11 protein-coding genes are annotated in these 13,740 nt (G+C 56.5%); 8 read left to right on the top strand and 3 right to left on the bottom strand.

Annotated elements, in window-relative coordinates; genetic code table 11:
- Positions 1-1,137 precede the first annotated feature (1,137 nt).
- Entirely contained in the window at positions 1,138-1,455 is a 318-nt protein-coding gene (locus B0G80_RS28805; RefSeq protein ID WP_147309931.1) for a DUF6471 domain-containing protein, read from the bottom strand.
- Positions 1,456-1,617: 162 nt separating this feature from the next.
- Between B0G80_RS28805 and B0G80_RS28800 the strand changes: the two genes are divergently transcribed.
- The 3 genes from B0G80_RS28800 (at position 1,618) to B0G80_RS45440 (ending at position 5,667) form a co-directional block, all read left to right on the top strand.
- A complete protein-coding gene (locus B0G80_RS28800) occupies positions 1,618-2,388 on the top strand; it encodes a hypothetical protein (protein ID WP_116121397.1) in 771 nt (256 codons plus the stop codon).
- A gap of 761 nt (positions 2,389-3,149) precedes the next feature.
- Positions 3,150-4,985 carry a hypothetical protein gene (locus B0G80_RS28795; protein WP_220377501.1) on the top strand — a complete coding sequence of 612 codons (1,836 nt, stop codon included), beginning with the start codon at positions 3,150-3,152 and terminating at the stop codon, positions 4,983-4,985.
- Positions 4,986-5,169: 184 nt separating this feature from the next.
- Positions 5,170-5,667, top strand: coding sequence for a hypothetical protein (locus B0G80_RS45440; RefSeq protein WP_147309930.1), 498 nt, complete (start codon positions 5,170-5,172; stop codon positions 5,665-5,667).
- Here the strand turns inward: B0G80_RS45440 and B0G80_RS45435 are convergent.
- Positions 5,594-6,154 (bottom strand): hypothetical protein, encoded by a 561-nt coding sequence (locus B0G80_RS45435; RefSeq protein ID WP_147309929.1) that lies wholly within the window; start codon positions 6,152-6,154, stop codon positions 5,594-5,596. The two genes, B0G80_RS45440 and B0G80_RS45435, sit on opposite strands and share 74 nt — an antisense overlap.
- Here B0G80_RS45435 and B0G80_RS28780 point away from each other — a divergent pair.
- The 4 genes from B0G80_RS28780 (at position 6,153) to B0G80_RS28765 (ending at position 10,806) form a co-directional block, all read left to right on the top strand.
- A complete protein-coding gene (locus B0G80_RS28780; RefSeq protein ID WP_116121393.1) occupies positions 6,153-7,400 on the top strand; it encodes a hypothetical protein in 1,248 nt (415 codons plus the stop codon). The genes B0G80_RS45435 and B0G80_RS28780 overlap by 2 nt on opposite strands.
- A 421-nt stretch (positions 7,401-7,821) precedes the next feature.
- Positions 7,822-8,733 carry a hypothetical protein gene (locus B0G80_RS28775; protein ID WP_220377500.1) on the top strand — a complete coding sequence of 304 codons (912 nt, stop codon included), beginning with the start codon at positions 7,822-7,824 and terminating at the stop codon, positions 8,731-8,733.
- A complete protein-coding gene (locus B0G80_RS28770) occupies positions 8,730-9,737 on the top strand; it encodes a hypothetical protein (protein WP_116121391.1) in 1,008 nt (335 codons plus the stop codon). Before B0G80_RS28775 ends, B0G80_RS28770 begins: the two co-directional genes overlap by 4 nt.
- 421 nt (positions 9,738-10,158) lie before the next feature.
- Positions 10,159-10,806 (top strand): hypothetical protein, encoded by a 648-nt coding sequence (locus tag B0G80_RS28765; protein WP_116121390.1) that lies wholly within the window; start codon positions 10,159-10,161, stop codon positions 10,804-10,806.
- A gap of 10 nt (positions 10,807-10,816) precedes the next feature.
- Here B0G80_RS28765 and B0G80_RS28760 read toward each other — a convergent pair whose 3' ends face one another.
- The gene (locus B0G80_RS28760) at positions 10,817-11,875 is read right to left on the bottom strand and encodes a DNA-binding protein (protein WP_116121389.1); all 1,059 of its coding nucleotides are present in this window, start codon (positions 11,873-11,875) and stop codon (positions 10,817-10,819) included.
- A 164-nt stretch (positions 11,876-12,039) separates the two neighbouring features.
- On the opposite strand from B0G80_RS28760, the gene B0G80_RS28755 reads away from it, so the two are divergent.
- The gene (locus tag B0G80_RS28755) at positions 12,040-13,242 is read left to right on the top strand and encodes a tyrosine-type recombinase/integrase (protein ID WP_181920088.1); all 1,203 of its coding nucleotides are present in this window, start codon (positions 12,040-12,042) and stop codon (positions 13,240-13,242) included.
- Positions 13,243-13,740 lie beyond the last annotated feature (498 nt).

Here is a 13,740-nt window from a genome sequence, read left to right as displayed (position 1 = left end):
TTCAAGTTCGTCCCGACGAACAGAAGCTCGGGCGTCTCGCTGATTTTGCGGAGCCTCCGGGTAGCTTTTTGGCCGACAGGCGGAATGGCTACCCGATGTCGTTATTCGCATGTTTTAATGACACCGGGTAATGGTCGCGTCGCCAATCGGGTAGTGTTTCCGTACACTCACTCTAGGTAACCCGCAAAGACTCTGTTCGAATCCTTGGAAATACGGCGATTAAATTTTACATAATTAAATGAAATGATTTTGAAATGAATGTTCGAGCGTAATTTTGCGAGTACAAACGCGGAGCCGGGCCGAAGGCTAGAGGTGGTGGTTTCGTAGCAGTCGGGCTGATCTTAGCGATTGCGCTCGTACGAAATATGACTGTGTTAGGGCGTCTCCGGAGCAAATGCAAAGCTGCATCGAATGCCGTATGCGGTCTTGCCGGCGCACCGAACGCGAAGCCGGCGCAACTTGTCGCCGCGCCAGCCAGAGACTCAGTGGCTTCAGAGCCCACAATGCTCCGTGGCGCCCAACCCCAGTTCTCTTTTTATGTTGTGGCGTATCGGAGCGGACTAATCCCCAAAGCGGCTGCGCTGATAAAGCCAGTCGCAACAGAATGCACCTTACTTTGCCAACTGGCGACGCTGGCAGGAACTACATAACGCCTGCTTGCGGAGTCGTAACGGGATCTCGGCGCATACAAACAGATCGACACAGTCGTCTACAACCCGGTTCACCAGAGCGCCTTGGGGTAATTGGCGAGGGACAAATTCAGGCGAGCGCATTGACCGAAAACTGGCCGGCCCGTTAATGGTGGCGTGAAAAAGACGCTGCGTGGCGATCCAGCGAGCAGTCGCCGACGGGCTCGCCCTTATGAACGATTTTTGTGCGCCTGAGATTTCGTCGAGCAGCCCCGACGCCCACAGGCATTTACCGCGACAAACCGGGTGGGAAGCCCGTAGCGAGTCAGATACGGGAGTTTGCCAACCGGCTCGGTCAATTGTTGGCTTTGGACGGTCGCGAGTAGCCGTTGGCGATACGGTTGGTCCGCCCGTGCCGAGCCACCCAGCAAACGGCTTGCATGTGGAGACGGCTGACGGACTAATTTGCGGCGCCGGGAAAAACCAACGGGTGGGACGACCTTGAATGCTAGTTAGCGTGCGCGCTCTCTGGCGCCGGCCGATGGGAGCGAGCCCAGTCCGGGACCGACAGCGACAGAACGTCGACACCAAGCGCGTTCATCACCTCGAACAAAAAACCAAGCTGGTACTTTCCGCGTCGAACTTTATGCGAAACCGAGATCTCGGTTTCGTCATATCCGCAGGCCTGGAGTTTCGCTGCGAGGTCGGCATAGGTCATCTGACGTTCGAGCAGCAGCCGTTTCAAGACGAGACTCGACTCTGAGGAGAAGTGTTCCTCGTCCTTAGCCCGTTCAGAAACCGCTTGCATTTCTCGCCGATCTGCCATACGCTTCACTCCGAATACGGTACAAAACTACCTAATGTGGTTGAATTGATAACTATATGGTGTTTTCAATTCAGCCGCAAGCCGCTAGTGGTGGCCCACGTAGTAGATATGTTAGCCCGATCCGTCGCGAAAGCGAAGTAGCGTCAATGCAAGGAGGTTGAAGTGCGAACTGATGCCAATGATGACGAGCTGGAGATTCCGATTGTCACAACAACGCGGGCGTTGATTCACGACATGCTTCGGGCCAAGATCTTGTCTGGGCGGAACATCTGGACCTATTACTCGCCAAAGCACAACCATGCGCAATACGTGGTCGTGAACAACCTCACGTATATCTGGGCGATGTTGGCTGAGGGCAATCCGGAAATTAGCTGGTACCGGCCGAGCGAACTCGTAGTTGCGTACGTGGATGAGCGAGGGCGTTCAAGAAAGACATCTGCAAGCTTTTCGGTGGGAAGGTCAGATGGGCGCAGTGAATGGATCAGTATGGCGGCAGATGGCGACGATCTTGCGTCCTCAACTCTGGCTCGACAGGTGCTTGAAGACGCTGCAAAGCGAGCAGGCGCGGAGTATAGCGTCTTCACGGAGAAAAGTATTGCAAGGAAAGATATTGAGATCGAGAACTGGGCCGTGCTCGTAGCTTGCATGAACCGTGGGCGCCGCAACCGGTTCATGCTGGATTTTGAAACGCGGATCATCGCCGATTCGCTCAATGACGCTGGGCGCGTCACGGTTTTCGACCTGCTCGGCACTCCTGGAGTTGATGAAGGCAAGATGCTCGCGGCGATAGGTTTCTCTATCGCAGGGGGGAGCACACAGACCAACCTCAAGACACAGCGGCTGTGCCTTGCTTCTGTTCTTAAATGGAAGGACAAATCCGAGGCAATTGAGCAGCAGGAGGGCGAGGTAAATCAGGGATCGTTCGTTGGCTGAACGAATATCAAGCTTTTTTGACATTATCAATTAGGCATCCGAATTGATAGCATATTTTTCCGCTTTAACAACTGACGAAGTAACGTCCAAAAAGTCGGGTGTTTTCCCCTCGAGTCTGGCGCAGAAGGGAGAGGGAGCAGCAGGAGAGCGACGCGAAACGAGCGAGACCGGTGCGGCGCCGCCGACAGCGCCCATCGATTCACCCGGACATAATCTGCGAAAAGAGAGTAAGGCTGCTCTCGGTTGCGCTGGAGCGCTTGAGCAGGTACTCAGACGGTTTCCGGTCGTACGCGCCTACATCTACCAGCAGCTCAAGAGGCCGGCTAGAACGACATTGCCCGAGCAGATCCGGTACGAGACGATTCGTGCTGGCGTGCTCAAACTATTGCGGCCCAGACTGGGCGATAGCGAGTGGCCGTTTTGCGCAACAGGGAGAGGGTATTACGCGATAGTCTTTTATGCAAACTGGGTACTTCGCTCGCACCCACGTGGGCGCAGGGCTTTAGCGCAGAGTTAAGACGATGCCAAAAGAGCGAGACCTGATTAAGCCCGAGGACGGGCACCCCGAGGACGGTAGTTGGGCTGAGCCGTTGCAGGAGGCTCTCGGTGACGACGAAGACCTATATATGTGTCGGAAGCAGGCTGTCATTTCTTATGCGAACGGCGTTGCGTTCACCACAATCCGGGAAAAAAGAGGACTGTCGGATGATGAGGTGCGGCGATTAGTGAAGCGGTGCGTGCGTCGGGATCCGTTGGGGAACATGGCCGGCTTCTTTGGCCTAATTCCTCGTTATCGCATGAAAGAATACACGCGGACTGCGCCTACCGATGGAACCGGGACGAATGGGCGAAAAGATACCGAGGTTCCCGGTTTCGCCGGAGCCCTGGAGCAAGTGCTCAGACGGTTTCCAGACGTGCGCGCCTATATCCATGAGCAGCTTGAGAGGCCAGCGAAAACGACGTCGCCCGCCAAAATCCGGTACGAGAGGATTCATGCTGGCGTACTCAAACTATTGCGGCCCAGACTGTGTGACAACGAGTGGCCGTTCTGCGTATCGGGGAGGGGGTATACCGCAATCGCCAGATATTGCGCCCGATATGTCAAGAACAATCCGCGTGCAACGGACATGGCGCGACACGGAAAGGCCACGGCCGAACACCGGCCGTTCGACCCATCGAAGGAGCGGCTGTTGCCGAGGTTCAGGTTTCTACAAGGGCTTCAGCTCGATTACAACCTTGTGGATGGCGCGGACGTATTCACTATCGTTCTGCCGAATAACACCGAAGTCAGGATTCCCGTCAAGCGTTGGCATTGGGGAGCGCTTATCTGCTCATCGTCGGGTGCGGCCGTCGGCCTGCACATCTCCCTTGAAAGGGCCCCGACGGCGAGCAGCGCCATGGGTGTTGCTAGTTCCGTTGTTCGTAGCATACGGCTTAAGGCCGACGATTGGCAACTCACATATACGGAGGACGGGAAGGTATTAGTTAATAGCCATTTCCCAGACCTCGTTGGTCACGGCATGGCCTATATCAAACTTGACAGAGCCTGGGCAAACACGGCGCGGGACACCATAACAAACTTGATGGATGCCTTTGGCTGTGCGCTGAATTTCGGCACGGTGTACTGCTGGTACGAGCGTGACCCGGTTGAAGGCTTCTTCCGCCGAGTGTCAGAAATCGGGGCAAAAGCTACGCCAATGTCTTACGGCACCGGGCCAGGAGATGAGAAGCGGTTTGATCCTATTAAGGCGGCCATTAAGGCGGGCTGCAATACGGAGCACCTCGTCGCTCTCGTCATCGGCTCAGTGGCGAAGATAAATACTTCCCCGACTCATGCACTGGACGGACTGACCCCTGTGGAGGCAATCGGGCAGGCGCTGACTAATCCAAATTCTGGCGTGTTTCCCATGCGCGCACCCGAATCCGACCGTCCGGAGTGGTTCGTCTGCGCAGAGCGAACAGCCGCACGTGTGCGTAACGGCAAAAAAGTGAAACGGACGTCGTACGTCGAAAAATACGGTTGCGTTTATCACCACCCTTTGCTTACGGCGAGCGATAAATACGTGGGGGAACGGCTCTTGCTGTACATCAACCGCGAGAACGCGAACGACGTTTATGCCGTTGTCGAGCGTACGCAGGAAGTGCTGGGGCTTCTGTTTCCTGAGGCCCACTGGGCCGAACGGCCACATTCAATCCGTTTTCGCCGGGCACTAATCTCATTTTATCGAGACCGAAAGGCGGATGCTCGACTTAGTTTCGATCCTGCACAGGCCATGATGCAGTCTGTCGCGGCTGAAGCACTGAGGGATGGAGAGAAAACGTCGCCCAAAACTAGCGAGGCAGCGCTTGCTCTCGCGCGCTGGAAAATCGAGACGGGCGTAACAGCACTGCCGTTCAAGAAGTTCCGGCTCATCGACACTGATCAGGTCATTGAGGTTTTCGCCCCTGTAGTTGCGCCGCGCATCAAGGAGCAGCCAATACGTCGAATGACCGACGACATTGACGATGTTGTGGTCATTGACGAACCGCCTGGCATGGACGTTGAAAACTTCGAGCTTCCGCCGCCAACGAGGCGTCGCAAGCGAGAAGACGATTGAACCGTTACCGGATATGACGTTCTTGCCTGAAGAGGTTCGCTGCTGCGCTCGACGCACGGTATTGCTCGTCTGTCGAAAGTTGCTTTGAGAAAAAGCCGGCGCAAATAGCAGGAAGCCCGTGACCGGGATAGTTGGTAACGAAAACACAATGCGAGCACGAAGCTCATTTTTCTTGAGGAAATACATGACAGCAGATCGCAACATGGAAGCGTCGAGCGACCGGTATCAAGAACACGATACCAATAACGCCTCTCAGAGAGGAACAACAAATCAGGAACACGCGAGTAAGGATTCAACTTCCGGCGCGACAGGTCCGGGCGTCGAAACGCAAGGGCGTGGGAAAGGGAGAGCCGCTGAGGACCAGAAGGAGCTGCGTAGACAGAGAAACCGCCGTATTGTGGAGCATCCTATCGGCACCAAACAAGGATTGATCTTCACCAACCCTGTAAATGAATTGTACAAGTCTGTCGCGTATCAACTGCGCATGCGCGAGTCCGGTTTATATATTGGTGCATCGTCGGGCGATGGTAAGACAGCGGCCATTCAACTTATCTGTCAAAAAATTGAGGATGACTTTGGTCCACGTGCAATCGGCGTGCACGATCTGCTCAATAATGATATTCCCGCTCCGGTGGCGTTCCATGCCGGTTTTCTCGAGTCACTTGCAGTCTGTCGCGGCTGAAGCACTGAGGGATGGAGAGAAAACGTCGCCCAAAACTAGCGAGGCAGCGCTTGCTCTCGCGCGCTGGAAAATCGAGACGGGCGTAACAGCACTGCCGTTCAAGAAGTTCCGGCTCATCGACACTGATCAGGTCATTGAGGTTTTCGCTCCTGTAGTTGCGCCGCGCATCAAGGAGCAGCCAATACGTCGAATGACCGACGACATTGACGATGTTGTGGTCATTGACGAACCGCCTGGCATGGACGTTGAAAACTTCGAGCTTCCGCCGCCAACGAGGCGTCGCAAGCGAGAAGACGATTGAACCGTTACCGGATATGACGTTCTTGCCTGAAGAGGTTCGCTGCTGCGCTCGACGCACGGTATTGCTCGTCTGTCGAAAGTTGCTTTGAGAAAAAGCCGGCGCAAATAGCAGGAAGCCCGTGACCGGGATAGTTGGTAACGAAAACACAATGCGAGCACGAAGCTCATTTTTCTTGAGGAAATACATGACAGCAGATCGCAACATGGAAGCGTCGAGCGACCGGTATCAAGAACACGATACCAATAACGCCTCTCAGAGAGGAACAACAAATCAGGAACACGCGAGTAAGGATTCAACTTCCGGCGCGACAGGTCCGGGCGTCGAAACGCAAGGGCGTGGGAAAGGGAGAGCCGCTGAGGACCAGAAGGAGCTGCGTAGACAGAGAAACCGCCGTATTGTGGAGCATCCTATCGGCACCAAACAAGGATTGATCTTCACCAACCCTGTAAATGAATTGTACAAGTCTGTCGCGTATCAACTGCGCATGCGCGAGTCCGGTTTATATATTGGTGCATCGTCGGGCGATGGTAAGACAGCGGCCATTCAACTTATCTGTCAAAAAATTGAGGATGACTTTGGTCCACGTGCAATCGGCGTGCACGATCTGCTCAATAATGATATTCCCGCTCCGGTGGCGTTCCATGCCGGTTTTCTCGAGTCACTTGGAAATTCCAATTCCACCGGGAGCACTTTTCATGTCAGCAGGCGGCTTGTGCACACAATTGTTTCAGCGGCCAAAAAGGCGAACGATTGCTCATACGTTCTCTTTCTGGACGAGGCGCAGGTGGTATCACCTAGAGAATTTCAACATTTAAAGGACCTGGAGAATGCAGTCGGACGGCTGGGCGTGACTCTTCTCCCCATCCTGTTTGGCGAAAACCCGGTGCTTCAACAGAGGATTATGGAGCTGAAAGCGAAGCCCGCTCAAGGGGAGGCTTCGCGGTTCGCAGCAAAGGAAGTGAAATTTCGCAGTTATAGTTCGGAGGATGACATCTGGAACATTCTCGACCAGATTGATAGGCAGCAAGACTCAGACGGAGTCTACTGGACTGAGTTTTTCTTTGACAATGCGTTCAACGGTCGTCAAAAGTTCAGACTCGCGCATGAAGCGGAAAGGTTCTTTGCAGCACTCGCGCGTGTTCACGAATCCGCGACAGTTCTGGGCTTTTCCGCGCGCCCAGTGTTTTCGTCGATCCGAGCGTTTGTGCTGAATCACATGACAACGAACGCCAAAGTAAGCTTTACGGACCAGGACTGGGATCGAGTCGTTAAGACCGAGGCGATGCTGGATCTGATGCGTCATAAAGCTAGGCATCCTCTTGCACAAACCGGAAAGCACCTCAGACCGAAGTCTGGAGGCGCCAACCGCAACGGCCAGACCTCTGGAACAGGCGGCCAGAGTCGAAATACAACCGATGATGTTACAGAGTAGTTGGATAGGGGCGGACAGACGTCCGCTTCCCAACGAATCCTCGCTGAATGCGATCATGCGTCTGAGCTGGTTCAACGCAATGCCGGTAGACGCAATGCGCAGGCAATTTAAGCTCCGGGCGCCTGGCCTCCGTCAGTCATTGGCGACAGTGTCGCGAGTCGACGCTGATTGCCTTATGCGAGGCGTTGGCTGGTCGGCGCCCGTGGAGGAGCAGGCCGCTTTCGGTGCGCTGCGCGACCTTGTGCCAATCTGGTTCACGAGGGATTTTCGCTTTTGCCCGATATGCCTCCATGAGGCATATCACTCGTTCTGGCATTGTTTCGTGCCGCTTGAAGTCTGCCCCGTTCATGACTGCGTCCTCAGGATTGAGTGTCAAAACTGTGGGCGCCGAGTCGGATCAGCCGGCTTTTCTAAAGCGCTCATGGCCAAGCCATTTTATTGCATTCATTGTGATGAACCGCTCAGCGGTGCGCCGCTCTCATTTGGGGACTATCTGGATTCGCCGTCGAACGAGATGCTGCTTCGCGAACGGTTTGCTTCACTGAATTTGTGGGCTGACAAGGCTACGGTGAGACTGAATCCGCTGCGGAATTTTCTCTCCAGTCATCAGTGCAGGGCGCTTTGGGATGACGCTGAGCAACTCGCGCGGGCGGCGGGGCACGTTCTGAACCCGCTGCCTCGAAATTGCACTCTCCCCGGTAGAGAGATTGATATTCTTGCCTGGGATTTGCAGATGCGCGCAACAAGGAGCGTCGAGCACCGTGGCAGCGCACTCCGCGAGCCAAATTCGATGAGAACTGCACAGAGCGTGTATCGCGTTGTTCTGCGTCGCATTGAGATGGGGCTGGCGGGGGCAGAAAAGCATGCCGACATCTCTAGCTTGGTGGTAGACATCCGGCGTACGGGAAAGATGGTTCTGCGCGGAATCACCCCTCAATTCGCGGCCTATGCATGGTTCCGCCACAGAAACGAATTGATGGGAGCCTACGACGACGTACTACCCGCCGCTCTTGCTGAACGTTCGCTCGACACGAGGTACTTTCTTCGCGTGCAGAGCGATGACAGGTCGCGCCTTGCGATTTATAGCGGACTGATGGCGGTGTACGGTGCGATGCACGCCGTCGTTCTCCGACACGTGATCCACGGTTACATGGACGTCAGTGTTCTTGCAGACGGCATTGAGGGGACTGTACCTGCGTTTCTCCCTGGCGCGCGCGTGCAACGCAATCGTTCGAGAGAAGTAGGTCTCGTTTTCTTCCCGATGATTTTAGGGCGCACTGCGGCGCCGTTTAAACCGTCGCCGCGTCGTATCGACCAGGTGCTCGCAGCATGAGAGAAGAGGCGGGAAAATATCGGGGGCAGCAACGCAATACTGGAAGATGGGTAGAGCAGGACGGGCCGTTCGATGTGTTCGAGGACATATGCAGATGCGTGCTTAGTGACGAGGCCTTCGTGTCCGCCATGCGGCTTCACCCCCTTGCCGACGCAAGCCCTCTGCGACGTCTCACGAGTGCGCCGATCAAGGAATTGTATCGGCAGATATTTGATGCTGTCGTTGCACACACACCGTGGATTTATGTGGAAACCATGCCAGAAGGAGGGCTGAGTAGCGCCGCCCACATTATCGGGAAACGGCTTAAAGCCGATATCCATGAAGTTGCCGTACACCATTGCGTGATCTTCTCCGGCGCGCAGAAATGCAGGTCGGGTGATGTCCTTGGTGAATTGCTGGCGAGTTTCTCCTTGACGGAGCTGAATGGATCAGTTGTAGACAAGCGGTTCAGGCTGACGAACGCCTTTCTTGATAAATATGGCGGCAACCATGTGCCGATATATCTGTTAGTGGACCAGAGTCAGTACCTGACCCCGATCATTGTTGACGAACTCTCGCTGCTTGGTGCCCGACTCCTGGAGGAGGGCCTGCAGCTTGGCCTGATGTTCTTCGGCGCCGCGACAGACGAATCAGACATGAGGAATTTGTTCGCCCAGCGGTTGGCATCAGAACTCCCGTCCACCATGCTCCGTTTGGGTGGATACGGGGAAGTTTACGAGATCATGTCATTACTTCAGTGTATTGATTCGCAAAGAGATGAAACTGGACGCACCTGGACTCAATTCTTCGTCCCCCGATTGTTCGCCGCTGGTTATCGCCTGGAGGGGGAGGCGTCAGGTCTTTTCGAAGCGATGGAGGAGCAAGCGAGAATTGACCGGTTGCCTGTATCGGTGCGACGCCTGTTCATTGCAATCAAACGCTTCCTCGTGTATGCCCACGGTTTCGATGGCACGTCGTTCAAGGGCACCGTGAATGCATGGCGGTGGGCGTTGGGTCCGGGGTAGCACTGGCGCGTTGTCAGGAATATCTGGAACGCAGCGCGCATCTTCCAACGAACCTTCCTAAACGTTTCCGCATAGCCGGAGAGTGGCCATCCGCCTACAAGCGTTGGCGGGTCCCCTCCGCGAGGTGGAGTCAGGTTGGTGAGTAGCCGAGCAGCGCGTGGCGCTGGGTCATGACAGCAAGCGGAGGAGGTGAAGAATGACGGTTCCTTATGAGCGTACGCGTTCCGTACTGGGGCGCGGCAGCCACTGAAAGAACTGGCGATTGCAGGTATCCTCTGTCGCTCCATCGAGGTTCGACCTGTACTCCGGGCTTTCCTGGACAATACCGAGCAGCATCGTCTGAGGCTCGGTGTCAGGCGGTTGCATTATCGCGTGAACGTCGTTCTACCCTGAACCTCGGGCTTTTTTTGCCGTAATCGAGATGCGCGAGAAGTACAAGCGCGACAGCACGAGCTATAGCAACTGGAAGCGCCCTATGCTGAGCGCGGGTGTGAAAGATCCTGACGTGTTCACGCTGTTTTTCCCGTCGTCTCTTCTTTCCGCACTTGATCCGTTGAAGGAGGGGCTGCCAGGTACACTTGAAGTCGCCCAGAGTCGAATGCGCGAGCAGCTCAAGTCAAACCTTCACGACAGCACAATCAAGGTGACAAAGAGGCTTGGACGGCGAATTCTGCCTCCGCATATCCTGCTGATTGCCCTGACTCCGGCAGGCGAATGGGCGCGCGCTCGAGCGACGTGGAAAGATGCCGTGCATCGGTTTTCCGGCTCTCATCGAGTAACCCCGGAAACGGTGGAACGAACGATTGCGTCGTGGGAGCGGCGAATCCCGAGGGAAGGAATCACTCGGGTGCATCCCAACGAGCTCGAGCGGCTCGTCGACCTGGCATTGAAGTCGCCGGCAGTCGTTCTCGGGCGTGCGCTCTCAAGACACTGGTCTCAGACGTTTTCCGATGAACTGATCAAGAGCAAGACGTGGTCTGGTATCCGTTCTGAACGTTACCGGGCTGGCAGAGGAAAAGCGGCGACGTTGGAACTTCTCTCGTTATCAGTTACCACTGCGATCGGGTGATGTCACGTCCTCAATCCAGGACGCGTACACGCTTGCGAAAGGTGTCGCCCGAAAGCTTGAGCTCGCGCCGCCGTTTGTGGGCGCCGGACAAGGAAGGAAGCGGAGCAGGGCGACGGGCTACAGGCCCTGTTCGCGCTGACGCCGCCCTTTCAGCCGCGACCGCGACTTGATGCCGCAGTGAATCCGCTTCACTTTTCAGTTCGGCAAGAGCGGCGTCCTTCGCAGACAACTGCGCATCGAGACCTACACGCTCTTGCTCCAGCCCATCCCGCCGCGCCTTCAGACCTGCCAGGCCGTCGCGCAATGCATCGCGTTCAACGCGGTGGGCAGACTCGAGCTGGCTGATCCTGTCAGTGGCCCGCTGCAACTCCTTTCTGGCCCGGTTCGCCGCCGCCCGCTCGTTCTCAATCTCCATCAGCGCCCGCTTTTCAGCGGCCACCAATCGTTGCTCATTCTGCGCAAGCGATATCCGAAGCTTTTCGAGTTCTCCCGCGAAGTCCCGCCGGGCATCGGCTAGCGCACATCCGGCGGCAACAGCTTCGTTTCGGGCACGTTCCAGTTCCTCTCGAAGCATCGTGTTTGCTGCGTGTTCCCGAACGAGGTGCGCTTCGGTGTCGGCCGTTTGTTGCTTTTCTGCTGCGGCAGCATCAGCCGCCTCACGGGCGGCGTCAAGCGCCATTTCCCGTTCACGATCTGCTTCTTCAATGGTTCGTCGAGCGTTGTCGACTTCCTCTTGAGCTTCCTGCTGGAAAGACTGCAGGCCGAGCTGCGCAGTTTCACTGGCGAGTTGCCACAGTCTGGACGCCAGTTCGCCGGCGGCCGTAGCCACCTCAGGGGGCAAATCGGGCTGGCCGACATCGACGCGCGTTTTCTCTCGAACGCCGACCCAGAACTCACGCAACGCTTTGGCCGGTGCGCTCATGCTGCCTTTGCGAACCAGCTGATACAGCTTGTTCGCTGTCGGCGTTTCACCATAACGGAAGAAAAGCAGCACGCAGACTTCGCGGTAAAGCTCCTGCGTGTCAGAGACGCGTTCCCGCAGCGCTTCAATGTCTGTTTCTAGCGTCATGGCCGTCGACCTCGATTAAAGTGTAATAAATGTGTTGATATTACAACGTATAACATTGTATATCCAATTTTTCTCGCCAAATACACGACATTAGGCGTATAATGTCGTTTATAGTCGATACTTGGCTTAGTCAGCGTTTTCCCGCAATCTGGAGTGCCCGAACCGTGTCCAATGCCCAGCTCGCCACCGTGCAGCCCGTCGAATCGCTCGCCGTGCCGGAAAGTCTCGACGGCCGCGACGGCACCAACCGTGGCGCAATCGAAAACTCGCAACTGTCGGCCCGCAACGATCTGGATGCCGTGCGCGCGTGGCTGTCGAACTACGCGGACACGAAAACGACGTTCGACAACTACCGCAAGGAAGCCGAGCGGCTGCTGTTATGGGCCGTCGTGCAGCTCGGCAAACCGCTGTCGTCGTTGACGCACGAAGATCTGCTGATGTTCAAGGCGTTTCTCGTTGATCCGCAGCCGGCCAACCGCTGGGTGTCGGCCACTGGTGGCAAATACCCGCGCGGCGACGAACGCTGGCGGCCGTTCAACGGGCCGCTGTCGCCGGCCAGCCAGCGCCAGGCGCTGATCATCCTCAATGCGATGTTCACGTGGCTGGTCAACGCTGGCTATCTGCGCGGCAATCCCATGGCGCTGCTGCGACAGCGGGCCAAGCGCTCTGCACCCCGGGTCACGCGCTATCTGTCGACGTCGCTCTGGGATGAAGTGAAGCTGTTCGTCGAACAACTTCCGCAGGAAACCGACGCGCAACGCGCTTACTACGCGCGTTGCCGCTGGCTCACCACGCTGTTCTATCTGCAGGGCATGCGGATTTCCGAAGTCGCCGGCGGCCAGATGGGCAGCTTTTTCAGAAGGCTCGGCGGAGATGGCCAGGACCAGTGGTGGCTCGAGACGCTGGGAAAGGGCGACAAGGAGCGAATCGTGCCGGCTTCCCCCGAACTCGTCCAGGAGTTACGCCGGTACCGATTGGCAAATGGCCTGCCTGCCCTGCCCACCCGTGCCGAAGAAACTCCACTCGTGATCCCGCTCAAAGGCAGGAGCCGGTGCCTGTCGCGCTCGGCCATTCACGACGCAATCAAGAGCATTTTTGGTGGGACCGCGTCGTGGCTGCGATCGAAAGGGACTGAGTTCGCCGACCGGGCTGATGAACTGGATCGGGCTTCAGCCCATTGGCTTCGACATACCGCCGGCTCACATCAGGCCGACGGCGGAGTCGATCTGCGCACCGTGCGCGACAACCTGGGCCACGTCTCACTGAACACGACCAGTCTGTACCTGCACACGGAAGATGACGAGCGCCACCGCGAGACCGTTAACAAGCATAGGATGGGATGGGATACGGAAGGTCAGAAAGACTGAGTTGCCGGCCGCCGGTTCGGCCGGGCGCCCTCACCTTGCGGCTACGCGTCGTCACTCGGGCGACGCGTCAGGACTGTTGAGCTCCTCCAATCGGAATAACTTGAAAAGGACCAGTGGCTCTCCGTCGCGGTCGATAAAGAACCGGTCCCCCTACTCCAACGAATAAACAAGTTTGTCGCCCTCCCGAAGAACGCAAATTTCCGTCGCAACCGAAACCAGGCCAGCGCTCCAGTCAGTATCGTGGCTGCTTAGCACGTGAATCTGCGCGCCAGTAATGCCTATGGTCTGCAGGATTTGAAGGAGCTGCCCGCCCGTCGTCGCAACCAGGCGCGCGGAGCGGACTGACTCCGACGTATCGTTGCGCTCCCACCGAACGTCGACCAAGAAAATCGTCCCAACCGGCAGTCTTGCCCCACTCATCGTTAGCCTTCGCGGCGCTATTTACGTACCGCACCTGATTTCAGGAGCCAGTAGTCAGGCAGCCCCAATCTCACTGAA

Source organism: Paraburkholderia sp. BL6669N2 (assembly GCF_003387275.1).
GTDB lineage: Bacteria > Pseudomonadota > Gammaproteobacteria > Burkholderiales > Burkholderiaceae > Paraburkholderia.
The sequence above is the reverse complement of the archived record's forward strand: the minus strand, read 5'-3'. Positions and strand labels throughout refer to the sequence as shown.

Excerpts from the sequence above, each read along its gene's own strand:
- B0G80_RS28805 (WP_147309931.1), bottom strand. The coding sequence starts at position 1,455 with ATGGCAGATCGGCGAGAAATGCAAGCGGTTTCTGAACGGGCTAAGGAC.
- B0G80_RS28795 (WP_220377501.1), top strand. The coding sequence starts at position 3,150 with ATGGCCGGCTTCTTTGGCCTAATTCCTCGTTATCGCATGAAAGAATAC.
- B0G80_RS45440 (WP_147309930.1), top strand. The coding sequence starts at position 5,170 with ATGACAGCAGATCGCAACATGGAAGCGTCGAGCGACCGGTATCAAGAA.
- B0G80_RS28780 (WP_116121393.1), top strand. The coding sequence starts at position 6,153 with ATGACAGCAGATCGCAACATGGAAGCGTCGAGCGACCGGTATCAAGAA.
- B0G80_RS45435 (WP_147309929.1), bottom strand. The coding sequence starts at position 6,154 with ATGTATTTCCTCAAGAAAAATGAGCTTCGTGCTCGCATTGTGTTTTCG.
- B0G80_RS28775 (WP_220377500.1), top strand. The coding sequence starts at position 7,822 with ATGGCCAAGCCATTTTATTGCATTCATTGTGATGAACCGCTCAGCGGT.
- B0G80_RS28770 (WP_116121391.1), top strand. The coding sequence starts at position 8,730 with ATGAGAGAAGAGGCGGGAAAATATCGGGGGCAGCAACGCAATACTGGA.
- B0G80_RS28765 (WP_116121390.1), top strand. The coding sequence starts at position 10,159 with ATGCGCGAGAAGTACAAGCGCGACAGCACGAGCTATAGCAACTGGAAG.
- B0G80_RS28760 (WP_116121389.1), bottom strand. The coding sequence starts at position 11,875 with ATGACGCTAGAAACAGACATTGAAGCGCTGCGGGAACGCGTCTCTGAC.